The organism is Streptomyces sp. NPDC059994, assembly GCF_042737755.1.
In the GTDB taxonomy this organism is placed as follows: domain Bacteria; phylum Actinomycetota; class Actinomycetes; order Streptomycetales; family Streptomycetaceae; genus Streptomyces.
The window spans coordinates 1-22831 of sequence record NZ_JBHWUR010000118.1; the positions used below are offsets into that span (position 1 = coordinate 1).

The window sequence follows — 22831 nt, forward strand, 5'->3', positions numbered from 1 at the left end:
CCCCGGACCAGAAGGTCCGGGGCGAGCCCCTTTTCCCGTATCCGACGCGACAGGCGCGTCAGGCACGTCAGTCGCGCTCGAAGCGGGACTTCACCGGGAAGTAGGCGCTCAGGAACGCCCGCAGCACGCGGTCCTGCTCCTCCACCGACACCTCCGCGTCGGCGGACTCGCCGATGCAGAACACGTCGTGGGCGCGCTCGGCGAGCAGCCGGGTCAGCACCGTGTGGTGGTCGTAGTTGCCCACGTTGATGTAGCTGCACGAGATGGCGCTCGGCACCGAGCTGCCGATCAGGTAGCCGTAGTGGTGGTGCAGCGAGGACGTGATCGACAGGTCCGAGTTGGCGCGGAACGGGTTGGCCGCGGTACGGCCCACCTCGGCCGGGAACTTGTCGGCGATCTCGGTCAGCACACTGCGGCGCAGCGGGTGCGGCGCGTGCAGGAAGCTGGTCGTCGTGGTCCGCCCGAACGCCTCCTCCAGGAGGGCCCGGTTGTTCTTCGCGGCCGCGAAGTAGCCCTCGTCGTCCGGGGACGGCTCGGTCGGCGGGACGGCCGTGGGCGAGCGGAAGAACTTGGCCACGCCGTTGCTCAGGAAGAACGACGACGGGTTGAGCGGACGGCCGATGAACACATCGTCGTTGAGGTAGAGGAAGTGCTCGGCCAGGCCCTCGATCCGGTACAGCTGGCTCTCGATGGCGTGCGAGTTGAACGTCGGCAGCCAGGCCTGGTCCTTGAAGATCTCGCGGTGGCTGACGACCTTGATGCCGTGCTGCTCGGTGTCCAGCCAGTCCGGCGTCTGGTCGTCGGTGACCAGGTAGATGGTGCGCACCCAGGGCGCGAACATCTCCAGGGAGCGCAGCGAGTAGCGCAGCTCGTCGCGGTTGCGGAAGCGCACGTCGCCGCTGTCGGCGTCGTTGGTCGGCATGTCCCGGCTGCGGCGCACCGAGTCGCGGCGCTGCTGCCAGGCCGGGTCGGTGTCGTCGACCCAGGTGTAGACGACGTCGATCGGGTAGTCGACGTCCCACATCAGCTGCTTGGTGAACTGCGCGAGCGTCGGGTAGTCGCGCTCGCCGACCCGCAGCTTGGCCGTCGCCTCCAGGTTCGGCAGGCGGCGTCCGAGCAGGGTGGTCAGCCGGGGCGTCTCGCGCCAGCCGTCCTCCTCCGACTCGGCCCAGAACTCCAGGCTGCAGCCGTAGGCCGGTCCGTACCGCAGGGTGCGGCTCTCGGAGGTGATCGGCTTGAACACGCGCAGACCCGCGACCTCGCCCACGTCACCGAGGCGCTCGGCGAGGACCGCGCCGGGCGCGGCACCGCGCGGGGTGACCAGCTCGGCGTAGACCGGCTTGCCGTGCAGGGCGGTGGACATGGCCTCGATCACCCGGCGGCGCTGCTCGACGGGGACGGCGACGCGGTGGGCGACGCCGGCGTCGTGGCGCAGCAGGATGTACGGGATCCCCGCGTCCTCCAGGACCTTGGCGGTGATCTCCAGGTTGATCTGTGCCATGCGCGGGCCGTTGATGTCGTCGCGCTGCTCGGCGAGGCGGCCGGCCGACCGGATCAGCGTCCCGGTGCGGTCCTGCGCCTGGATCATCACCTCGCGGGCCTTCTGCTCGTCCGCCGAGTTCGACAGGGCCGAGACGGGGGCGGCGACGCTGAAGCTGCGGGTGCCGCCGGCCGCGATGCGCAGCGCGGTGCGGTCGGCGCGCTGGGCCAGACGCTCGGGGGTGTCGCGGCGGGCGACCAGCTTGGTGAAGAGCTGCTCCCAGCGGGCGGTGATGTCCTCGCCGCCGAACCGCTCGTAGACGCCCTTGCGGGCGGCCTTGCCGAACGCGTGCCGGGTGTCGTCCTCGCCCATCAGGCGGGACATCGCGGCGGCCAGCGAGTCGATGTCGCCGGGCGGCACGAGCAGACCGTCCACGTCGTGGCGGATGATCTCGGCGGGCCCGGTGACGATGTCGTACGCGATGACCGGCACACCGGCCGCGAACATCTCCAGGAGCACCAGCGGGAAGGCCTCGTTGCGCGAGGGCAGCAGACAGACGCTGGCCTTGGCCCACTCCTGCTCCATCTGCGAGGAGCGGCCGACGAGTTCGATGCGCGAGTGCATGCCCAGGCCCTCGACGAGGCGGCGCAGACGCACCTCCTGCGGGCCGTCGCCGAAGATCCGCAGCTGCCAGTCGGGGAAGTCCGCACAGATCCGCTGGAAGGCGTGGATGGCGTGGTCCAGCTGCTTCTCCGGGGTCATCCGGGCAGCCAGAACGATCGTCTTGGACTCCAGGTCGGCGCGCGGACGGTAACCGTCGGGCACCGCGTTGGGGATCGCGGCGAGCTCCGGGGCGGCCTCGCGCAGCGAGTCGGAGAACCAGTCGTTGGTGCGCTCGGTCAGCGACACCAGCGCGTCGACGCGCGGGCCGTAGACAAGGAGCGGCTCACCGGAGACGCCGCGCAGCTGGGAGGCGCGGTGCTCCTGGTGCACGGTGACGACCCGGGACGGGGCGAGCTCGGCGGCCGCCGCGAGCAGCGCCGGGGTGGTGGTGACCAGCACGTCGGAGTCGAGGGAGCCGAGGGCGGCCGTCATCTCGATGTCGGACAGCCGGTCGAAGGTGGACTCCCAGGACGGCTTGATGAGTTCGCTCGGCAGCGACTCCAGCGTCCGGCAGGCGTTCTCGTCCAGGGCGCTGGTGCGCACCGGGCGTCCGTAGGATCCGGTCCTGTCCACCAGGTAGCGCCGCTCGACCTGCTGGGCGGCCGAGAAGAACGGCTCGGGGCGGGTCTTGAAGACGCTCAGCACCTCGACGTCGTGCCGGGGAGCGAGATGGATCGCCTGGGTGTAGGCGGCCATCTCGGTGCCGCCCATCTCGTCGCCCCAGGTGAGCAGAAACGTGATCTTCATGCAACTTCCTCTGCGCCACGGGGGGCGGTTCCGAATCCGGTACAGGACACGGCGAGCACGCCGGCCGGGGTGACATAGGCGTGCACCCGCGCGAGCGCGCCGTTGTCGAGAGCGACGATACGGAACGGTGTCCGGTAGACCTGCTTGGGGTGACGCACATCGGTCAGCCGCCGGGCGATCTTGATCCGGTTTCCACCGGCCTTCAGATGCATGTCCCAGGTGCGGGTGGTGCGTCCCACCGCCATCTCGGCGAGCGGTACGTCGAAGGTGAAGCGGTCGCCGTCCCACGCCACGGTGGCCGCGGCCGCCTTGCTGCTGCGCCGCAGCACCGCCTCCGCGACGTACTCCTCGACGGGGGCCTTGGGCGCGATGAGCCGGCCGTGCACCACGATCCGGTCCCAGCGCAGCTCGAACGAGGACAGCTCGGCCTGGTGGCGCGGACCGCGCACGTTCAGCATCGAGCGGCCGTCGACCGAGCGCACCGGGCGGAAGACGGCGCCGCTGGTGGGTGACGGCGAAGTGGACAGGGTGGGACCGTCGGACGACTCCACGGGAGCCGACGCGATCTTCGCCCGCAGCTCACGGCCATCACTCTCGGTGACCACGACTTCCATGCGCCACATACCGGACGAGAGCACCGGACCGCGGGTGCCGGTCTCCGACGGATCGTCATGGCGCAGCGGCGCGGTGGCCGTCAGAAGGAGACTTCCGTCACTCTGCGGCTCCTGCTCCAGCTCCACGTGGACGACCTTGCGCCCGCGCGACATCTCCAGATGAGCCGCGCTGACGGCTTCCGGGCGGCGCGGGAACGTCACCGCGAAGTTGAGGGTGCGTCCACCGGAGACCGAGAAGTGCACGGCCTTGAGCAGCGGTCGCGGCTTGACTCCGTCGATGGCCGGTACGGTATGCATCTGCTCGACACGTCGGCGCATACGTACTGCCGCGCGGCGCGCCCGCTTGGCGGCGCCCACCGCATAGGGCAGCAGTGAGTCACTCACGGTGAACCTAGCTCTCGTCTGGGCCGATGGTCAGCGTTGCATGCTGCCAATAATGCGTAAGATCGGCAAGTTGCTTCGTAATTCTATCGATGCATCACGATTGCTTCATCGAGTGGAACCCAAATGAAGTTTCCGCCCTCTCCTCGGGTGGCGGTCTGCTTGATCGCAGATGAACGTGGAGCGGGGAGTGGGAAAAGGACATGGGACGCTGGCCGAAGATGGGACGCCAAGTGGCCTCCCGGCGTGCCGTGCTGGCTTCGATGGCGGGGGTAGTGGCAGCCGGTGCGATCGCCGGGTGCGACAGCAAGCACCCGTCGGCCAGAGGCGCTGCTGTCACAAGTGAACCACCGAAGCCTGTCTCGCTGCTGCCGGTCGACCGCCGCAGCAGCTTCGACACCCCGGGCCGGCCGCTCGCCATGGCGATCGTGGCGCACCCGGACGACGACTTGTTCTTCATGAACCCGGACACCCTCCACACCATCGAGCGGGGCGTCCCGGTCGTCTCCGTGTACGTCACCGGCGGCGGCTCCTTCGGCGTCAACCAGGCACCCGGCGAGCCCAAGGCCCGCCCCGACGTGCCCGCGTACGTCTCCGCGCGCCAGCAGGGGCTGCGCCAGGCGTACGCGCGGATGCTCGGCGCGACCCTGTTCACACCGTGGACCCGTACCGCCCTGAAGCTGCCGGGCGGGCGCGAGGCCGAGCTGAACGTCCTGGAGTACAACGGCCGCCGCGCCGAACTGATCTTCCTCGGTGTGCGCATGCACGAGAAGACCGGCCGGGGCTGGGTCGGCATGACCCAGCTGTGGAACACCCCCGGCGTGGTGCTGCGCACCCAGCCGACCCCGGAGTCCCCGGTCCGCGAGAAGTACACCTACAGCCGCGACGAGCTCACCGAGGCGCTGCTGTTCCTGATGCGCAAGTACCGGCCCACGCTGGTGCGCACCCTGGACCCGGACCCCGACGCCCAGGTCCACGACAAGCTGCACCCGCGCGGCAGCGACCAGGTCGGCTACTCCGACCACCCCGACCACACCGCCGTCGCCCTGTTCACCTGGCGGGCCCTCGCCCAGTGGGGCCAGGGCACCTCGCAGGGCTCGCGCACCCCGGGCTTCCTGACCGAGGCGTTCCGCGGCTACTACAACCAGCGCTGGCCCTACAACCTGCCCAACGACACCGTCCACCAGAAGACGGAGTACCTCAACGCCTACGGCGGCGCCTCCAGCTGGCAGTGCGGCAACGCCTCCGGCTGCGGCGACTACTCGGTCGGCGTCAACGGCGTCCTCAAGTCCAAGAAGGGCTGGGTCCGCTCCACCCACCGCCGCTACCCGACCGCCGGGCCGAAGGTCGTCGTCGACAAGGACGGCCGGATGAGCGCGTACGCCGTGCTCGGCACCCGCGCCGCCCGCTGGCGCGAGTCCGGCCCCTTCAGCGGCGGCTGGGGCTCGGCCGAGGACCTCGGCGGCGGCCCCCTCGCCCCCGCGCTCAGCGCGATCGCCGCCCCCGACGGACGCCACCTCGTGTTCGGGCTGCGCTTCACCAACCTGGGGTCCTCGGACAAGGACGACACCCGCGAGATAGTCGTCCTGCAGCAGAAGAGCGCCGAAGGCGACTTCGAAGAGCGGTGGACCAGCCTCGGCAACCCCGAGACCGACCCCCGCCGCAGCCGCCTCACCGGCCCGCCCACCGCGGTCACCGCCCCCGACGGCACCATCCACGTCTTCGTGCGCAACGCCGCCAAGGGCATCAGCACCCGCGTGCGCGACAAGCAGGGCACCTGGTCGCCGTGGCAGAAGCTGCCCGGCGGCGGACAGATCCAGGAAGGCCTGGCCGCAGCGGTCGACGGCGACGGCCGCGTCCACGTCTTCGGCTCCGCCTTCGGCTGGGTCGAACACTGGACCCAGAAGGACGCCGGCGGCGCCATGGTCCGCGGCGCCCGGGGACTGAAGACCCGGCCCGGCGACGCACCCGACGCGGTCACCGCCAACGACGGCTCCGTCCTGCTCGCCTACCACAAGCCCTCCAGCGACCAGATCAACGTCGCCCAGCTGCGCGGCGGCCAGGCCGGCCGCTGGACCGAACTGCCCGACCAGAAGGTCACCGGCTACGGCCCCGTCGCCCTCGTCGACGGCCAGGACCTCGCCACCGGCGGCGTCATCCTCAGCTCGCGCAGCGGCACCGGCTCCATCGAAATGATCGACAGCGGCAAGCAGGTCACCCTCCACGGCGACGCGTCCTCCGGCTTCATGATCGGCGCCCCCGCCGTCGTCCAAGGCGCCAGCGAAGGCGTCGCCCTGGTCACCCTCGGCCTCAACACCACCCCCGCCGTCACCAGGGTCCCGCCACGCGCGGGCACCGTCTGACCGACACACCGCACCGGCGGACAAAGCCGGGCGGACCGGGAGCGAACAGGGGCGTACGGGACCATCCCGTACACCTCTTCCGTACGCCTCTTCCGTACGCCACTTCCGCACGCCCGGGCGGGCTTGCGGGCAGGCCCCCGCGCGGGCTTCCCCGCAGTCGCGCTTACGCCGCCTTCACCTTCGTACGAAAAGTCACAGCAGGCCGGGCCGGCGGGCCCGGCCTCCTAGACTGTCCGTATGACTTGGATGATCACAGGCGGTGCCGGCTACATCGGATCTCACGTGGTGAAGGCCCTCGTCGACGGCGGGGAGCAGGTCGTCGTCCTCGACGACCTCAGCACCGGAGACCCGGCCCGGCTGCCCGAAGGCGTCCGCCTGGAGCGCGGCACCGTCCTCGACCGCGACGTCCTCGACCGTGTGCTGCGCGAGAACGACGTGGACGGCGTCATCCACATCGCCGCCAAGAAGCAGGTCGGCGAATCCGTCGAACGCCCGCTCCACTACTACCGCGAGAACGTCGAAGGCCTGCGCACGGTCCTGGAGGCCGCAGCCGAAGCCGGCGTGCGCCGCTTCCTGTTCTCCTCCTCCGCCGCCGTCTACGGCATGCCCGACGTCGACCTCGTCACCGAGCAGACCGAATGCCTGCCGATGAGCCCGTACGGCGAGACCAAGCTCGCGGGCGAATGGCTCGTCAGCGCCGTCGGCAAGGCCCACGGCATGGCCACCGCCTCGCTGCGCTACTTCAACGTGGCCGGCGCCGCCTCCCCCGAACTCGGCGACCCCGGGATCTTCAACCTCGTCCCGATGGTCTTCGAGCGACTCACCGAGGGCAAGGCACCCCTGATCTTCGGCGACGACTACGCCACCCCCGACGGCACCTGCGTACGCGACTACATCCACGTCGAGGACATCGCCACCGCGCACGTCGCCGCCGCCCGCCGGCTCACCGCCGACCCCAGCGCCGCCCTCATCCTCAACATCGGCCGCGGCGAAGGCGCCTCAGTCGCCGAGATGGTCGACATCATCCGCGAAGTCAGCGGCATCACCGAGCCCGCCCCCGAGGTCGCCCCGCGCCGCCCCGGCGACCCGGCCCGCGTCGTCGCCTCCGCCGAGCTCATCACCAAGGAACTCGACTGGAGCGCCCGCCACGACATCCGCGCCATGGTCACCTCCGCCTGGGAAGGCTGGCTGCTGCGCCACCCGCGCGACTGAGCCACCCGGGAACGGGCTCCCGGACCCCACAAGCCCCCGCCCCGCCCGGCGGGGGCCCGCCCAACGCTCGAACAAGCCCCCGCCCGCCCGGCGGGGGGCCGTCCAACGCTCGAAACGGCCGTGCGCCCAGGCCCCGGCCTGGCATAGATTCCCCGGTGTGACAGTGGCAAGGCAGTACGTGACCCAGGCCCGCAGGATCGTCGTCAAGGTGGGCTCGTCCTCCCTCACCACCGCCTCCGGCGGCCTCGACGCCGACCGCGTCGACGCCCTCGTCGACGTCCTCGCCAAGGCCCGCAGCGGCGGCGAGAAGGAAATAGTGCTGGTCTCCTCCGGCGCCATCGCCGCCGGACTCGCCCCCCTGGGCCTGCGCCGCCGCCCCACCGACCTCGCCCGCCAGCAGGCCGCCGCCAGCGTCGGCCAGGGCCTCCTCGTCGCCCGCTACACCGCCTCCTTCGCCCGCTACGGCGTACGCGTCGGACAGGTCCTCCTCACCAGCGACGACACCAGCCGCCGCGCCCACTACCGCAACGCCTACCGCACCCTCGACCAGCTCCTCGCCATGGGCGCCCTGCCCGTCGTCAACGAGAACGACACCGTCGCCACCGACGAGATCCGCTTCGGCGACAACGACCGGCTCGCCGCCCTCGTCGCCCACCTCGTCCGCGCCGACCTGCTCGTCCTGCTCTCCGACGTCGACGGGCTCTACGACGGCGACCCCAGCACACCCGGCACCACCCGCATCGGCGAAGTCCACGGCCCCGACGACATCGCCCACGTACAGATCGGCAGCGCGGGCAAAGCAGGCGTCGGCACCGGCGGCATGGTCACCAAGGTCGAGGCCGCCCGCATCGCCGCCGCGGCCGGCGTCCCCGTCGTCCTCACCTCCGCCAGCCACGCCGCCGACGCCCTCGCCGGACGCGACACCGGCACCTACTTCCACCGCACCGGCCGCCGCTCCGCCGACCGCCTCCTGTGGCTCGCCCACGCCTCCACCCCGCAGGGCCACCTCGTCCTCGACGACGGAGCCGTACGCGCCGTCGTCGAACGCCACTCCTCCCTGCTGCCCGCCGGAATCGCCTCCGTCGAGGGCGAGTTCAGCGCAGGCGACCCCGTCGAACTCCGCGACACCGCGGGCCGCGCCGTCGCCCGCGGACTCGTCAACTTCGACGCCAAGGAGATCCCCCAGCTCCTCGGCCGCTCCACCCGCGAACTCGCGCGGGAGCTCGGCCCGGAGTACGAGCGCGAAGTCGTACACAGGGACGATCTGGTCGTTCTCCACCCGTGAAACGGCTGAAAGTCCAGCCTTCGAGCAGACACCTTCACGAAAACCGCCCCGCGACCCGGCCCGGACTGGTCAACTTTGTTGCGGGGTACTCGCGGGGGTGACTCGCGGGAGGTACTGCATCGCATCACAGCATCACAGGAGGCCGCCGGTGAGACGAGCGCGCCCGGGGGCGGCGCCCCGAGTCGGGGGAACCCACGCCCGCAGGGCCACGGGGGAGGACGGGCCGACCCTGACCAGCGTCGGCACGGGGGCCGACATAGCGGAGAGCGAGGAGCGGGAGCAGCCCGGGGACACCCCCAGGCTCTGGCACATCACCCTCAGCGTCTCCGGCGCCGAGGCCCCGCTCAAAGAGGTCCGGCGCGGCCTCGAACAGCTCGCCCACGACCACCCCTTCCTACTGACCAGCAGATACGCCAACGACCACGCCGAGATCCGCTACTGGGAAGAGGCCCGCGACCTGCACGACGCGGCCGCCGTCGCCCTCCGGCTCTGGGGCGAGCACCGCTCCACCGCCAAACTCCCGCCCTGGGAGATCGTCGGCCTGGAAGTCATCGACCGCGAGACCTACCACCAGCGCCTGGCCGAGGGCTACGGGCCACCACCGGCCGCACCCGTCGGCGTCCACCCCTTTTGACGCCCGGGCTGGTCCTGATGCCCGGGCTGGTCCTGACGACCCGGCCGCTCCTGACGCCCGGGCTCCTGAGGCCCCGGCTCTTGCGGCGCCGGCCACCCGGGCACGACAGCGACCGGACCGTGAGAGCGCCGTCTCGGGGAGTGGAATCCGTGCGGAACGCGCCCGCCCGGAGCACTACCCTGCGGACATGAGCGCGTTTTCCCCGTACGAGAACATGTCCCCGGTCACCCAGGCCGCCTACCGGGCCCGCGCGGCCGCCGCCGATATCGCGCCATTGCCGCGCTCGGCCAAGGACGACGCGCTCCTGGCGATCGCCGACGCGCTCGAAGTGCGGACCAAGGAGATCGTCGAGGCCAACGCCCTCGACATCGCCAAGGCCCGCGAGGCCGGGACCAGCGAGACGGTCATCGACCGCCTCACCCTCACCCCCGAACGGGTCCGCGCCATCGCCGCCGACGTACGCGACGTCGCCGCGCTGCCCGACCCCGTCGGCGAAGTCGTCCGCGGCTCCACCCTCCCCAACGGCATCGACCTGCGCCAGGTCAGGGTGCCCCTCGGCGTCGTCGGCATCATCTACGAGGCCCGGCCGAATGTGACCGTCGACGCCGCCGCCCTCTGCCTCAAGTCCGGCAACGCCGTCCTGCTGCGCGGCTCGTCCTCCGCGTACGAGTCCAACACCGCGCTCGTACGAGTGCTGCGCGACGCCGTCGGCGGCGCCGGACTGCCCGCCGACGCCGTCCAGCTCGTCCCCGGCGAATCCCGCGACTCCGTACGCGAGTTGATGCGCGCCCGCGGCCTCGTCGACGTCCTCATCCCGCGCGGCGGCGCCTCCCTCATCCGCACCGTCGTCGAGGAGTCCACCGTCCCCGTCATCGAGACCGGCACCGGCAACTGCCACGTCTACGTGGACGCCCAGGCCGACCTCGACATGGCCGTCGACATCCTCATCAACTCCAAGGCCTCGCGCCCCTCGGTCTGCAACGCCGCCGAGACGCTCCTCGTCCACCAGGACATCGCCGCCGCCTTCCTGCCCCGCGCCCTCGACGCACTCGCCGAGGCCGGCGTCACCGTCCACGCCGACGAGCGCGTCCAGTCCTACGCCGACGCCACCAAGGCGACCGTCGTCCCGGCCACCGCCGAGGACTGGGAGACCGAGTACCTCTCGTACGACATCGCGGCCGCCGTCGTCGACTCCCTGGACGCGGCCGTCGCCCACATCCGGCTCTGGACCTCCGGCCACACCGAGGCGATCGTCACCACCTCCCAGGCCGCCGCCCGCCGCTTCACCCAACTGGTCGACTCCACCACCGTCGCCGTGAACGCCTCCACCCGCTTCACCGACGGCGGCCAGTTCGGCTTCGGCGCCGAGATCGGCATCTCCACCCAGAAGCTCCACGCCCGCGGCCCCATGGGCCTGCCGGAGCTCACCTCCACCAAGTACATCGTCACCGGCGACGGGCACGTGCGGTAGCGGGAACGGGGCTCCGAACCTTCCCCGAGGGACGCCCGAGGGGGAGAGTTCGGACACTCCCTGCCCAAAACGACCGCGCCGGGGCTACGCTGAACCCGTGCCGGACGACGTGGGGGGCAGGCCGTTCCCGGACGGCTGGGAGCCCGACGACGACCGCGGGGGCGCGGACGACGCATTCGCCTCCGTGGTCTTCGACGAGGACTTCGTACGGGCCGCCGAGATCCACGAACCAAGCGCCGTGGAACGGCTGTTGGCCGCAGCCCAGGCCCGCGCCGAGGCCGAAGCGGCCAGAGCCCGCGCGGGCGCCGGAGCCGACGACGACTTCACCTACACCGCCCGCGACCCCGACCCCTACGGCTCCGCCTTCCCCGGCGGCGCCGAAGCCGGCCCCTACGGCCCGCACGGCGGCGCGCTGCGCCCCTACCGCGGCCGGGCCCGCTGGCACCGCCCCGTCGCCTGGCTGCTCGCCCTGATCATGGGCATCGGCATGGTCGCCCTGGCCTTCGCGGCCGTCTACCGGGGTGCCTCCGGCAGCCGCGACGAGCCCGCCCCGCCCCCGGCCACCAGCAACGTGGACAAGTCCGGGCTGCCCATTCCGGCCACCGTCGGCCCGACCGCCTCGGCCGACTACTCGGCGCCGGCGGTATCGGCTGTGCCTCGGAGGCCTTGAGGGGGAGGGGGCCTCCCCCCCCCGCCCCCTCCCCACCCACCCCACGCCCCCGCCCGCCCCGCCCCTGACCACGGCTTTTCCACGTCCTGACGACCTTCTGACCGCCCTCCGGCCCCACCCTGCACAACCGCGTGGGAACTCGTCAGAACTTGTCGCGTAGCAGCGCGTTTACCGGCACCCTCGGCGACCTACCCTGAAGGTATGGCAGGGCGTGGAGAGCCACCCGAGGGGACACCGGAGGGCCTCCCCGGCGGAGGTGAGGACGAGTACCGATCCGTCGTATTCGACGAGTCGTTCGTTCGTGCTGCCCGCCTGCAGGAGTTCTCCGCCCAGGAACGGATGCGTGAGCACGCGCGTGCGGTGCGCAGCCGTCCCAGCTGGTCCTTCCGGCCTTTCACCAAGCAGATAGTCGCGCTGGTGGTCCTCCTCTTCATCGCCTTCGGTACCGCCGTGTACATGGGCCTGCGCCACCCTTACCAGCCCGGCGGCGGCAGCGTCGCCGCCGAGCCCCTGCGGATGACCGTGATACCCCTGGCCCCGCAGAGCGTCGTCCCCGGCATCGACGTCGCCCGTCTGTTCGACCACAGCCCGGCCGCCCAGTTCCGCACCGGCGCCGATGGCATCAACCTCCCCGCCGTCCGCAGGACCGCCCACTTCTCCGAGAGCCAGATCATCGCCGGTGTGACCACCGCCAAGGAGTATCTGGTCCAGTCGTCCCTCGACCCCCAGGTCCTCACCGGCAAGTCCGTGCACCAGGTGCGGGCACTGCTCGATCCGGAGCTGATCGCCCAGTTCGACCAGAGCATCGACAACCCGGCCGACGACGGCCGCCACGCCGCCACCGGCTGGCTGGTGCGCTTCGATCCGGCCAAAGTGACGCTGGCCGACTCCCAGGTGCGGGTGCAGGGCACTTTCCACTACGCCGAGTCCGGCCGGGACACCCTCGACGTGACGTCCGACCACACCTTCACGTACGCCCTGCGCCCGGCGGCGACCGGCCCGGACAAGGTGGCCTCGCTCTTCACCGTCCGCCGTGAGCTGCACTTCCGCTTCGACCGCGACGACCTGCGGCTGCACCGGGTCGAGCTGCAGTTCAGCTATGTGGAAGCCGGACCGCAGGCCTGCTCGGCCGATGTCTCCGCACAGCTGCGGCCGCTGCTCGCGGGCGAGCGGACCAGCGCGACCGGCCCGGCGGGCACCGATCCGTACGCGGCCGGCCCCGCCACCGCGGCCCTCTGCGGCACCCTCTCCACCAGCGCCCAGCCGACGCCGTAGGCAGGGCGTCCGGACTTCCCACGACCCAGGCGGAGTCAGGCGGAGTCCGGACCGTCCGGACTCACCTACGCCTTCCCGCCCGGCTCGTCCTGCGGCCCTTCGCCGTCCGCCGCGGGACCGGAAGGCCGGTCCCGCGGTCCGGCCTGCGGTGCGCCGTCAGCCCCGTCCGCAGCGGTGCCGTCCGCCGGCCGGTCCGAGGTGCGCGAGGCGGAGCCCGCGCCCGTGAACCTGCCGTACAGCTTGCCGCCCAGGTCCGCCGTGCCGCCGGCTATGTCGCCGACCAGCTTCATCAGCGGGTCCTTGCTCGTCCGTACCGTCTCTGCGTACGAGGCGGCGGACTCGCGGAACGAATCGGAGACCGAGGTGTCCTTGTCCTCCTCGCGACGGGGGTAGTGGCCGTCCATGAGCCGCTGGTAGTCGCGGCTCGCGGCCCACTTCTTCAGCTCGGCCGCGCGCACGGTGGTGAACGGGTGCGAGCGCGGCAGCACGTTGAGGATCTTCAGGACCGAGTCGCGCAGGTCGCCGCCCGCCTCGTACTCCTCGGCCTGCTCCAGGAACGCGTCCACGTTCATCTCATGGAGGTGGTTGCCGCCGGCTATCTTCATCAGGCCCCGCATCGAGGCTTGCAAGTCCTGGCCGACGAGCAGCCCGGCCCGGTCGGCGGAGAGCTCCGACTTGCGGAACCACTCCCGCAGCGCCGTCACGATCGCCATCACCGCCACATTGCCCAGCGGGATCCAGGCGATCTTCAGCGCCAGGTTGGTGAGGAAGAGCAGGATCGTGCGGTAGACGGAGTGGCCGGACAGGGCGTGGCCCACCTCGTGGCCGACGACCGCGCGCATCTCCTCCTCGTCGAGCAGCTCCACGAGGCCGGTGGTGACGACGATGATCGGCTCGTCGAGGCCGATGCACATCGCGTTCGGCCGGGGGTCCTGTGTCACGTACATCGGGGGGACCTTCTCCAGGTCCAGGATGTAACAGGCGTCCCGCAGCATGGCGTTGAGGTGCGCGAACTGGGCGTCGCTCACGCGCACGGAGTCGGAGAGGAACAGCAGGCGCAGGCTGCGCTCCGGCAGCAGCCCGCTGAGCGCCTTGAAGACCGTGTCGAAGCCGCTGAGCTTGCGCAGCGCCACCAGCGCCGACCGGTCCGCGGGGTGTTCGTAGGCCCGGGAGGAGATCCCGGGGAATCGTCGGCGCTGCCTGCTCGGCACGCTGTCCTGGATGTCATCGGTCATGGTGTCCCCCTGTCTGCGAGTCTCGGCTCGTCCCCCTGACGACATCCACCCTAGGCGGTGGGGCTACCGTGGGGCGGGGGCCTGTGGATAACCAAGGAGACACCTGCCATGACGGATGCCGTCACGCTTCTCGCCGCCGCCTCGGACCAGCAGGGACCCGGCAATGTGCTGCGGATCCTGCTGCTGGTGTCGATCCTCGGTGCGGGCGGCCTGGCCTGGCTGTTGCTGCGCGGCTACCGCTCGAACGACGGTGGCGAGGCGGCCGCGGCCCGGCCGGACGGCGAGGCGAGCCGGGGCGCGAGCCCCGACGCGGAGAGCGCCGTCAAGGACTGAACGGCTGAGTCGGCGTGAGAGTGCCCGGGCGGCCCGCATACGATGAGCCCGAAGTCTCCGCTCCGACTCCCGGATAGGTCCTGCTGACGATGAGCCTCACCAGCACCGCCGCCAACCTGGTCACCCTCGCCGAGGGCACCGAGCACGGCGGCAACCACGAAAGCCTCAGCCCTTACGTCACCGGCGGTGGCGCCCTGTTCGCGCTGCTGCTCCTGCTGTGGATCACCACGCGCTTCAACCGCGACCGCTGAGTCGGGGCGTTTCCACCGGGCCAGTAGGCTCTGCACGCATGGGAGAGCAGGAAGTGCCTACCGGTCCGGTCAAGCGGCGCATCGGCGTGATGGGCGGAACATTCGACCCGATCCACCACGGACACCTGGTGGCCGCCAGCGAGGTGGCCTCTCAGTTCCATCTGGACGAGGTCGTGTTCGTACCGACGGGGCAGCCGTGGCAGAAGAGCCATAAAAACGTCTCCGCGCCCGAGGACCGGTATCTGATGACGGTCATCGCGACCGCTTCCAACCCGCAGTTCTCGGTGAGCCGGATCGACATCGACCGCGGCGGCGCGACGTACACCGTGGACACGCTGCGGGATCTGCGCGCCCTCAACAGCGACGCGGACCTGTTCTTCATCACCGGCGCCGACGCGCTTTCGCAGATCCTCACCACCTGGCGTGACGTGGACGAGCTGTTCTCGCTCGCCCACTTCATCGGGGTGACCCGGCCCGGCCACATACTGACGGACGACGGTCTGCCCGAGGGCGGGGTGTCGCTGGTGGAGGTGCCCGCCCTGGCGATCTCGTCGACGGACTGCCGGGCGAGGGTCGCGCAGGGCGACCCGGTCTGGTATCTGGTTCCGGACGGTGTGGTGCGCTACATCGACAAGCGCCAGCTCTACCGCGGCGAGTGAGAGAAGGGCACCCGGTGAACGACCGACAGGACCCGTACGACCCCTATGCGCCGCAGGTGCAACTTGTCGGTTATGACGAGTACGGCCAGCCGGTGTACCAACAGGTGCCCCAGCAGGGCTCGTACGACCCGTACGCCCAGGCCCAGCCGCAGCAGACCCACCAGTCCCAGCAGGATCACCAAGGGCAGCAGGGCCAGCAGGGTCAGCAGCAGGGTGGTTACGGGTACGACCCGTACGCCCAGCAGCAGCCCTCGTACGACTACGGCTACGACGCGTACGGCCAGTCCGCGCAGCCGTCCGTGCCCCAGCAGAACCAGGGGTACGGCTACGACACCACGCAGCAGTGGAACCGCGAACAGCCCCCGGCCCAGCAGGCCGCCCAGACGTCCGGCCAGGCGCAGGCTCCCGTACGGGAAGCCGAGCCCGAGCCCGAGCCGGTGGCCGAGCAGATCCCGGTGCTGCCGCAGCAGCGCAAGGACGAACGCGACTACCGCACCGAGCAGTTCTCGTTCATCGAGGAGCCCGACGAGGACTCCGAAGACGTCATCGACTGGCTGAAGTTCACCGAGAGCCGCACCGAGCGGCGCGAAGAGGCGCGGCGCCGCGGCCGCAACCGGGTGGTCGCGCTCGTCGTCGTTCTCGCCCTCGCGGCGATCGGCGGCGTCGGCTACCTCTGGTCGGCCGGCAAGCTGCCCGGCGTTTCCTCGTCCTCGGACTCCAAGAAGCCGGCGGTCGCGACGGGGGCGCAGAAGCGGGACGTGATCGTCGTCCATCTGCACAACACCGCGAAGGGCGGCACCTCCACGGCGCTGCTCGTCAACAACGCGACCACCAAGCAGGGCACCACCGTTCTGCTGCCCAACTCCCTCGCCGTCTCCAACGACGACGGCACCCGCACCACGCTCGGCAAGTCCGTCGACGGCGACGGCTCGCAGGGCACCCGCGAGGCGCTCGGCACCCTGCTCGGCACCAGGATCACCGGCACCTGGCGTCTGGACACGCCCTTCCTGGAGAACCTGGTCGACCTGGTCGGCAACATCGACATCAGTACGGATGCCGATGTGCCGGGCACCAAGGCGGGCGCGCCCCCCGTGGTGAAGAAGGGCGACGACCAGACGCTGACCGGGCAGATGGCTGTGGCGTACGCCACGTACAAGGGGTCCGGCGAGGCCGAGGCCAAGCAGCTGCAGCGGTTCGGGCAGGTGATGTACGGGGTGCTGCGCAAGATCTCGGACGACCCCAAGGCCGCGACGATCACCGTGCAGACGCTGGCGCAGATCCTCGACCCCTCGCTGCCCGAGTCCGACCTCGGCGCCTCGCTGGCCAAGCTCGCCGAGCACGCCAAGGTCGGCGCCTACAAGACGGCGGTGCTGCCGGTCCAGCAGGACGGCACGCTCAGCGCGAAGGCCAGTGACAGCGTGGTCAAGGACATCCTGGGCGGCTCGGTCACGGCCCCCGACAAGGGTGCGGCGGTCCGCGTCGGTGTCAGCAACGCCAGCGGCAACCCGAAGGCGGCCGACAAGGCCCGGGTCGACCTGGTCAACGGCGGCTACGCCTTCATCGACGCGGGCGGCGCGAGTACGGCGGCGTCGTCCTCCGTCACCTACGGTGACGCGGCGCAGAAGGCGAAGGCCGAAGAGGTCGCCAAGACGCTGGGTCTTCCGGCCGGTGCGGTCAAGCAGGGCAAGGCCGCGGCGAACGCGGATGTCACCGTGGTGCTCGGCAAGGACTACAAGATCAAGTAATCCTTTCGGGGCTGTCGGCGGTCCGTGAGATCCTGGAGAACGATCTGAATCGATCTGACCGCCGACGAAAGCCAGCATGTGACCGCCACGGACCGTTCCATCGAGCTCATCACCGCCGCCGCTCAGGCGGCCGCCGACCGGCTCGCGCACGACATCATCGCGTACGACGTCAGCGACGTGCTGTCGATCACCGACGCCTTCCTGCTCGCCTCCGCACCCAACGACCGCCAGGTCAAGTCCATCGCGGAGGAGGTCGAGGAGCGCCTGAACAAGGAGCTCGGCGCCAAGCCGGTGCGCCGTGAGGGCGACCGCGACGCCCGCTGGATCCTGCTCGACTACGTCGACATCGTCGTGCACGTCCAGCACAGCGAGGAGCGTGTCTTCTACGCCCTGGAGCGGCTCTGGAAGGACTGCCCCGAGCTGCCGCTTCCCGAGGACGCGAAGAAGACCCGCGGCAAGGCCGCCGAGCACGCCCAGCTGCACGGTGGGACGGAGGACGGTGAGCTGAGCTGAACAGCAGCGACGCGAAGCCGGGCCGGGGCCGCCGGGTCGTCCTGTGGCGGCACGGCCAGACCGCATGGAACCTGGAGCGCCGCTTCCAGGGCTCCACGGACATCGAGCTGACCGAGGCCGGTCTCGGCCAGGCGCGCCGTGCGGCGCGCCTGCTGGCGGCCCTGAAGCCGGACGCGATCATCGCCTCCGACCTCCAGCGGGCCGCGGCGACCGCCGACGAGCTGGCCGCGGTCTCCGGGCTGCCGGTGACCCATGACTCGGCCCTTCGGGAGACGTACGCGGGCGCCTGGCAGGGCCTGACCCACGAGGAGATCGTGGGGCGCTACGGCGAGCAGTACGCGGCGTGGAAGCGCGGCGAGCCGGTGCGCCGGGGCGGCGGAGAGCTGGAGACCGAGGTGGCCGACCGGGCCGCCCCGGTGGTGCTCGCCCACGCCGACAAGCTGCCCGACGACGGCACTCTGGTCGTGGTCAGCCACGGCGGGACGATCCGCACGACCATCGGCCGCCTCCTGGGCCTTGAGGCGCACCACTGGGAGGGCCTGGGCGGGCTCTCCAACTGCTGCTGGTCCGTCCTCGGTGAGGGCGCGCGCGGCTGGCGCCTGCTGGAGCACAACGCCGGGACGCTCCCCGAGCCGGTCCTCGGCGACGACGACTGAGGCAGCCGCCGGGTCGCCCCCGGTGCGGCCGCCGGGGCGCACCGGGCGCCCGCCCGGGCGGTGCGACCACCGGATTTCACTTTCCGGCAGGTCACAGGCTAAAGTTCTTCTTGTTCGCGGCGCAGGAGCGCGGGAAACACAGCGAACAGCGGGGCTATAGCTCAGTTGGTAGAGCGCCTGCATGGCATGCAGGAGGTCAGGAGTTCAATTCTCCTTAGCTCCACAGGTACGGGATCCCGTCCGGTCGGTTCGACCGGGCGGGATTTCGCGTTTACGGGGCACCGCACGCCCGCTTCCCGCACGCCCCGCCGCCCGGCCGGGTGCGCGCGGGTGTGAGGCGGCCGCCCAGCCCCGTGCCCGCGCGGCCGCCTCACGCCCAGATCTTCTCCCGCATCTCCCTCAGCGTCGCCGTGCGCGCGCCGCTCTCCTCGTCGTTCGGCGTGTACGTGACGATCCGGCACTCCGGCATCCCGTTGATGGACAGCGACACCGAGGTCATCCGTATCTCGCCGACCGCCGGGTGCCGGAAGGTCTTCACGCGCGGTCCCGGCGGCACCACGTCGCCGGTCTTCCACAGCCGTGCGAAGTAGGGGCTCGCCTCGGAGAGCTTCGCGATGAACGACTCCCAGGCGGGCTCCCCGGCATGGCGGCCGTACTCCGAGCGCAGGGTCGCCACCATCACCGGCAGCTCCTTCTCCCGGAACAGGACGGGACAGGCGGGCTCCGGCACGGTGAACAGCGTCCACAGCACGTTGCGCACACCCGTCGCCCGTATCTCCGGGATGTCGAACAGGTCCCGGTAGGCGGGGTTGGTCGCCAGGATGTCGTAGCGCCCGTTGTAGACCACCGCCGGATGCGGGTCCAGGGCGTCGATGATGCCCTGGATCTCCGGGCCCACCTCCGCCGGCAGGGCCTCCCGGTCCAGCTCGCAGGGCACGTCCGCCAGGTGGTAGAGGTGCTCGCGCTCGGGCTCGTCCAGGCGCAGGGTGCGCGCCACCGCGTCCAGGACCTGCGGGGAGGCGTTGATGGGGCGGCCCTGCTCCAGCCAGGTGTACCAGGTCACGCCGACTCCGGAGAGCTGGGCGACCTCCTCCCTGCGCAGTCCGGGCGTGCGCCGCCGCAAGCCAGGCGGCATGCCGACGTCGGCCGGCGTGACCCGCGCGCGTCTGCTGCGCAGGAATGCGGCGAGTTCCGGTCTCCGGCGTCCGTTCGGTGCGGCCACAGTTGTCACGTCCCCCATCGTCGGTCCCGTCGCCCGCCGCTGCCAGGTGCTGTCAGTACCAGCATCAGCGGGCTCTCGTTACCCGTATCCGAGCGGGGTCAGGCTGGCTGCCATGACCACCGCGCTGCCCACGGGCCCAAGTCCCTTACTCAGTAAAGACCGTGCCACTGACAACCGGCCCCCGCTGCTGCTCGCGATCGTGCTCGCGGCGCAGTTCATGGCGCTCCTCGACGTCTTCATCGTCAACGTCGCCGCCCCCACCATCCGTACCGAACTGAACGCCTCCGGCGCCGCGTTGCAGCTGGTCGTCGCCGGTTACACCATCGCGTACGCCGTGCTGCTCATCACCGGGGCGCGCCTGGGCGACCTGCTCGGGCACCGCCGGCTCTACCTGGCCGGCCTCGCCGTCTTCACGGCCGCCTCCCTCGCCTGCGGCCTGGCCGGGACGGCCGGCCAGCTGATCGCCTTCCGGCTGGTGCAGGGCGCCGGATCGGCGCTGATGATCCCGCAGGTGCTCAGCCTCATCCAGCGCAACTTCACCGGAGAGGCACGCGTGCGTGCCCTCGGGGTCTACTCCGCCGTGCTCGCCACCGGCGCCGCCGCCGGGCAGGTCCTGGGCGGCATCCTGGTCAGCGCCGACCTCTTCGGCACCAGCTGGCGGCCGGTGTTCCTGGTCAACGTGCCCATCGGGCTCGTCCTGCTGGCGCTCGGCGTGCGCCATCTGCCCGGGGAGCGGCACGAGCACCGCGGCGCGGCCCGCTGGGCGCGCGACCTCGACCTGCCCGGCCTGGTGCTGCTCGGCGCCTCGGTCTCACTGCTCACGGTGCCCCTGGTGCTCGGCCAGGAGGAGGACTGGCCGCTGTGGGCCTGGCTGTCGCTGGGGTCGAGCGCGCTGCTGTTCGCCGCGTTCTGGGCGTACGAGTCGCGCCTCGCCCGGCGCGGCGGCGCCCCGCTGATCGCGCCCAGGGTGCTGCGTCTGCCCGGCATGGGCCTCGCGGTCGTCCGGATCGCCGTGGTGATGGCCATCAACGCGGGCTTCCTGTTCACCCTCACCCTGCACATCCAGGGCGGCCTCGGCTACAGCGCGCTGCGCGCGGGACTCACCTTCGCGCCGACCGCCGTGGTCTTCGGCACGGTCGGGCTGACCTGGCGGCGCTGGCCCGCGCGCTGGCAACGGGCGCTGGTGCCGGGCGGGTTCGCGCTGACCGCGGTGTCCGCCCTGGCCACCGGCCTGCTGCAGCGCGGCGGCGGCACGGGCGGGCTCACCGTCTACGTGACGTACGCCGGTGTCGGCGCCGGTCTGGCGCTGGCCTTCAGCCCCACCTTCGCGGGCGCGCTCGCGGGCGTACGGCCCGAGGACGCGGCGGACGCCAGCGGGCTGCTCGCCACCGTGAACCAGCTGGGCCAGCTGATCGGGGTCGCCGCCTTCGGCACGCTCTTCCTGAACCGGCTCACGGCGGGGGCGCACACCTCCGGCGGCGCGCTGTGGGCGTGCTCTCTGGCGCTGGCTGGAGCGGCCCTCGTGGGAGCGCTGACGGGTCTCCTATCACGACGCCGCTGACCCTCTTGCGCGACCATGGCAGAATCGGGACGGCCGGAGGGGGACGACGGACCGAACGGGAGGGAGACCGCGATGCCTGCGAGCCGCGAAGACGTCCCGGCCCTGTCCGGTGCGCCGCGGACAGCGACCCGGATCAGCTGCCCTTCCTGCGGTTCTTGCCGTGTCGCCCAGATGCCCGGCGACAGCGGGGACGTCTCCTACGTGTGCCCGGCCTGCGGCCACAGCTGGAGCTGAGATGGGTGCACACAGGCGGAAGTGCGACTGGTGCGGCAGCGGTACGCCGATCGTCCGGGACATGGAACCGGTCAACGCCGACTACCAGTACTGGTGCGAGGAATGCGCGCGGGCGCTGATCATAAAAGGCGACCCCATCGAGACCTACCGGGAGCTGGAGGGGGAGCCGATCTACGGCCGCCTTCTGGAGGCGCACTGCACCCTCAAGAGGTTCTACTCGTTCGCCACGGCCTGAGCGGCGCCCCGCGCCGCGCCCCGAGCGCCGCCGCCGCCACGAAGGCGGCCCCGGCCAGCGGGTAGAGCGCCGAGAGCGCCATCTGCAGCCCGTTCTGGGCCAGTTCGGGGCGGCCCGCACCGTGCGGCACCCACCACAGGGCGTACGAGCCGAAGACCAGGGCGGCGACGGCCCCGCGGATCCGGTGGGCCCCGAGCAGCACGAGCCCCGGCACGCACCACACCCAGTGGTGCGACCAGGAGACCGGGCTCACCAGGAGCGCCGTGGCCGCGCAGCACAGCACCGCCCGGGCCCGCTCCCCGCGCAGCTCGGCCCGTACCGCCACATAAAGCCCCAGCGCCGCCGTGAGGGCAGCGGCGGCCGTCCACCAGGACCCCGGGTCGCCGATGTGCAGCAGCCGGGCCAGCACCCCGCGCAGGGACTGGTTGGCGGTGTCCTCGGCGAGGCCGACCCGGCTCGTCTCGAACACCGTCGACGTCCAGAAGCGGCGCGAGTCGGCGGGCAGCACCAGGGCGGCCGCCAGCGTCGCCCCGGCGAACACCGCCAACGCCGTCGCCGCCTGCCGCAGCCACTGGTTCCAGCCCGCTCCACGCGCGCGTACGAGGCCGGTGAGCAGCAGGAACAGCGCGAACAGCGCGGGTGTGAGCTTCACTGCGGCCGCGAGGCCGATGCCCGCGCCCGCCCCCCGGTGGCCGGCCCGCCGGGTCAGGTCCCACAGGACGGCGACCGCGAGCAGCAGATTGATCTGGCCGTAGCGCAGGGTCGTCCACACCGGCTCGCACCACACTGTGAGCGCCGCCACCCACAGCGCGGCCCCCGGCCGCTCCCGCCCCGCGAGCCGCAGCGAAAGGTGGGCGAGTGCGACAAGGAGGGCGAGGTTCGCAGCCGTGGCGAGCGTACGCATCTCGGGCACGCCCAGCAGCGTCAGCGGCGTGAACAGCAGCGCGGCGAACGGCGGGTACGTGGTGGGCAGCCGCGCGCGCGTGGCGCGCATCGCGTACAGGTCCGCCCCGGCCCGTACGGCCCCTCCCTCCGCCCGGTAGACCATCAGGTCGATCATCGAGACCCCGGCAGCCCGCTGGGCGACCCAAAAGGTGACGAAAGAGAGCAGACAGGCCGCGGCGGCGAGCGCCACGGGGCGGCGGACGAGGGTGAGACGGGCGGCGGTGTGCGCGAGCACGTTCACGGTCACGAAAGGGGACGTTACCGGCCCTGTCCGTACAGAACGGCAATCGATTTGGTGGAGTGCCGGGGGGACCGTGTAATGTTCTCGATGTCGCCAGGGGAAACCGGGCGGAAAACAGAACAAGGGGCTATAGCTCAGTTGGTAGAGCGCCTGCATGGCATGCAGGAGGTCAGGAGTTCAATTCTCCTTAGCTCCACAATAAAGAC

The 22831-nt window shown here is 71.4% G+C and carries 20 protein-coding genes and 2 tRNA genes; 17 read left to right on the forward strand and 5 right to left on the reverse strand.

The features are described from left to right. Window positions 1–67: 67 nt before the first annotated feature. Complete coding sequence (locus ACFWA7_RS34475) at window positions 68–2890, reverse strand: stealth conserved region 3 domain-containing protein (protein WP_385827009.1); 2823 nt, start codon at window positions 2888–2890, stop codon at window positions 68–70. Next, the gene (locus ACFWA7_RS34480) at window positions 2887–3888 is read right to left on the reverse strand and encodes a hypothetical protein (RefSeq protein ID WP_385547099.1); all 1002 of its coding nucleotides are present in this window, start codon (window positions 3886–3888) and stop codon (window positions 2887–2889) included. The genes ACFWA7_RS34475 and ACFWA7_RS34480 overlap by 4 nt, the downstream gene beginning before the upstream one ends. 218 nt (window positions 3889–4106) lie before the next feature. Here ACFWA7_RS34480 and ACFWA7_RS34485 point away from each other — a divergent pair, with 218 nt between their 5' ends. From ACFWA7_RS34485 to ACFWA7_RS34515, 7 genes are all read left to right on the forward strand, one after another. After that, window positions 4107–6248 (forward strand): PIG-L family deacetylase, encoded by a 2142-nt coding sequence (locus tag ACFWA7_RS34485; protein WP_385547102.1) that lies wholly within the window; start codon window positions 4107–4109, stop codon window positions 6246–6248. A gap of 237 nt (window positions 6249–6485) precedes the next feature. Next, complete coding sequence (galE, locus tag ACFWA7_RS34490) at window positions 6486–7460, forward strand: UDP-glucose 4-epimerase GalE (protein ID WP_385547105.1); 975 nt, start codon at window positions 6486–6488, stop codon at window positions 7458–7460. Window positions 7461–7617: 157 nt separating this feature from the next. Beyond that, a complete protein-coding gene (proB, locus tag ACFWA7_RS34495) occupies window positions 7618–8745 on the forward strand; it encodes a glutamate 5-kinase (protein WP_385547108.1) in 1128 nt (375 codons plus the stop codon). Window positions 8746–8893: 148 nt separating this feature from the next. Continuing rightward, window positions 8894–9379, forward strand: a complete 486-nt coding sequence (locus ACFWA7_RS34500; protein ID WP_385547111.1) for a hypothetical protein — start codon at window positions 8894–8896, stop codon at window positions 9377–9379. A 187-nt stretch (window positions 9380–9566) separates the two neighbouring features. Then, complete coding sequence (locus tag ACFWA7_RS34505; protein WP_385547114.1) at window positions 9567–10850, forward strand: glutamate-5-semialdehyde dehydrogenase; 1284 nt, start codon at window positions 9567–9569, stop codon at window positions 10848–10850. A 97-nt stretch (window positions 10851–10947) separates the two neighbouring features. Further along, the gene (locus ACFWA7_RS34510; protein WP_385547117.1) at window positions 10948–11520 is read left to right on the forward strand and encodes a hypothetical protein; all 573 of its coding nucleotides are present in this window, start codon (window positions 10948–10950) and stop codon (window positions 11518–11520) included. A gap of 201 nt (window positions 11521–11721) precedes the next feature. Further along, on the forward strand, window positions 11722–12795 hold the full coding sequence (locus ACFWA7_RS34515) for a hypothetical protein (protein ID WP_385827011.1): 1074 nt from the start codon (window positions 11722–11724) through the stop codon (window positions 12793–12795). A 65-nt stretch (window positions 12796–12860) separates the two neighbouring features. On the opposite strand, the gene ACFWA7_RS34520 is transcribed toward ACFWA7_RS34515, so the two are convergent. After that, window positions 12861–14030, reverse strand: coding sequence for a M48 family metallopeptidase (locus tag ACFWA7_RS34520; RefSeq protein ID WP_385547123.1), 1170 nt, complete (start codon window positions 14028–14030; stop codon window positions 12861–12863). Between the two features lie 108 nt (window positions 14031–14138). On the opposite strand from ACFWA7_RS34520, the gene ACFWA7_RS34525 reads away from it, so the two are divergent. The 7 genes from ACFWA7_RS34525 to ACFWA7_RS34555 all read left to right on the forward strand — a co-directional run bounded on the left by ACFWA7_RS34525 (window position 14139) and on the right by ACFWA7_RS34555 (window position 18410). Beyond that, entirely contained in the window at window positions 14139–14363 is a 225-nt protein-coding gene (locus ACFWA7_RS34525; RefSeq protein WP_385547126.1) for a hypothetical protein, read from the forward strand. An 89-nt stretch (window positions 14364–14452) separates the two neighbouring features. Further along, entirely contained in the window at window positions 14453–14614 is a 162-nt protein-coding gene (locus ACFWA7_RS34530) for a hypothetical protein (protein WP_385547129.1), read from the forward strand. Between the two features lie 38 nt (window positions 14615–14652). Next, a complete protein-coding gene (nadD, locus tag ACFWA7_RS34535) occupies window positions 14653–15273 on the forward strand; it encodes a nicotinate-nucleotide adenylyltransferase (protein WP_101388280.1) in 621 nt (206 codons plus the stop codon). A 14-nt stretch (window positions 15274–15287) separates the two neighbouring features. Continuing rightward, window positions 15288–17018 carry a LytR C-terminal domain-containing protein gene (locus tag ACFWA7_RS34540; protein ID WP_385547132.1) on the forward strand — a complete coding sequence of 577 codons (1731 nt, stop codon included), beginning with the start codon at window positions 15288–15290 and terminating at the stop codon, window positions 17016–17018. Window positions 17019–17096: 78 nt separating this feature from the next. Continuing rightward, complete coding sequence (rsfS, locus tag ACFWA7_RS34545; RefSeq protein WP_371652683.1) at window positions 17097–17531, forward strand: ribosome silencing factor; 435 nt, start codon at window positions 17097–17099, stop codon at window positions 17529–17531. Further along, window positions 17528–18187, forward strand: a complete 660-nt coding sequence (locus ACFWA7_RS34550; protein WP_385547141.1) for a histidine phosphatase family protein — start codon at window positions 17528–17530, stop codon at window positions 18185–18187. Before rsfS ends, ACFWA7_RS34550 begins: the two co-directional genes overlap by 4 nt. A gap of 150 nt (window positions 18188–18337) precedes the next feature. Beyond that, window positions 18338–18410: transfer RNA gene (locus ACFWA7_RS34555), tRNA-Ala, on the forward strand. A gap of 147 nt (window positions 18411–18557) precedes the next feature. On the opposite strand, the gene ACFWA7_RS34560 is transcribed toward ACFWA7_RS34555, so the two are convergent. Next, the gene (locus tag ACFWA7_RS34560) at window positions 18558–19427 is read right to left on the reverse strand and encodes a helix-turn-helix transcriptional regulator (protein ID WP_385547135.1); all 870 of its coding nucleotides are present in this window, start codon (window positions 19425–19427) and stop codon (window positions 18558–18560) included. A 181-nt stretch (window positions 19428–19608) separates the two neighbouring features. Here ACFWA7_RS34560 and ACFWA7_RS34565 point away from each other — a divergent pair, with 181 nt between their 5' ends. Both ACFWA7_RS34565 and ACFWA7_RS34570 read left to right on the forward strand, forming a co-directional pair. After that, window positions 19609–20970: an MFS transporter gene (locus tag ACFWA7_RS34565; protein ID WP_385547144.1), complete on the forward strand. Its 1362-nt coding sequence runs from the start codon at window positions 19609–19611 to the stop codon at window positions 20968–20970. A 235-nt stretch (window positions 20971–21205) separates the two neighbouring features. Further along, on the forward strand, window positions 21206–21439 hold the full coding sequence (locus ACFWA7_RS34570) for a hypothetical protein (protein ID WP_067158879.1): 234 nt from the start codon (window positions 21206–21208) through the stop codon (window positions 21437–21439). On the opposite strand, the gene ACFWA7_RS34575 is transcribed toward ACFWA7_RS34570, so the two are convergent. Continuing rightward, entirely contained in the window at window positions 21408–22631 is a 1224-nt protein-coding gene (locus tag ACFWA7_RS34575; RefSeq protein ID WP_385827013.1) for a glycosyltransferase 87 family protein, read from the reverse strand. The genes ACFWA7_RS34570 and ACFWA7_RS34575 overlap by 32 nt on opposite strands. Window positions 22632–22748: 117 nt before the next feature. Here ACFWA7_RS34575 and ACFWA7_RS34580 point away from each other — a divergent pair. Then, a tRNA-Ala gene (locus tag ACFWA7_RS34580) sits at window positions 22749–22821 on the forward strand. The last annotated feature ends 10 nt before the right edge of the window (window positions 22822–22831 follow it).

Bases quoted from the DNA above. Each gene is read 5' to 3' on its own strand.
- ACFWA7_RS34475 (WP_385827009.1), bottom strand. From the start codon at position 2,890: ATGAAGATCACGTTTCTGCTCACCTGGGGCGACGAGATGGGCGGCACC.
- ACFWA7_RS34485 (WP_385547102.1), top strand. From the start codon at position 4,107: ATGGGACGCCAAGTGGCCTCCCGGCGTGCCGTGCTGGCTTCGATGGCG.
- galE (WP_385547105.1), top strand. From the start codon at position 6,486: ATGACTTGGATGATCACAGGCGGTGCCGGCTACATCGGATCTCACGTG.
- ACFWA7_RS34505 (WP_385547114.1), top strand. From the start codon at position 9,567: ATGAGCGCGTTTTCCCCGTACGAGAACATGTCCCCGGTCACCCAGGCC.
- ACFWA7_RS34515 (WP_385827011.1), top strand. From the start codon at position 11,722: ATGGCAGGGCGTGGAGAGCCACCCGAGGGGACACCGGAGGGCCTCCCC.
- ACFWA7_RS34520 (WP_385547123.1), bottom strand. From the start codon at position 14,030: ATGACCGATGACATCCAGGACAGCGTGCCGAGCAGGCAGCGCCGACGA.
- ACFWA7_RS34525 (WP_385547126.1), top strand. From the start codon at position 14,139: ATGACGGATGCCGTCACGCTTCTCGCCGCCGCCTCGGACCAGCAGGGA.
- ACFWA7_RS34530 (WP_385547129.1), top strand. From the start codon at position 14,453: ATGAGCCTCACCAGCACCGCCGCCAACCTGGTCACCCTCGCCGAGGGC.
- nadD (WP_101388280.1), top strand. From the start codon at position 14,653: ATGGGAGAGCAGGAAGTGCCTACCGGTCCGGTCAAGCGGCGCATCGGC.
- ACFWA7_RS34560 (WP_385547135.1), bottom strand. From the start codon at position 19,427: ATGGGGGACGTGACAACTGTGGCCGCACCGAACGGACGCCGGAGACCG.
- ACFWA7_RS34570 (WP_067158879.1), top strand. From the start codon at position 21,206: ATGGGTGCACACAGGCGGAAGTGCGACTGGTGCGGCAGCGGTACGCCG.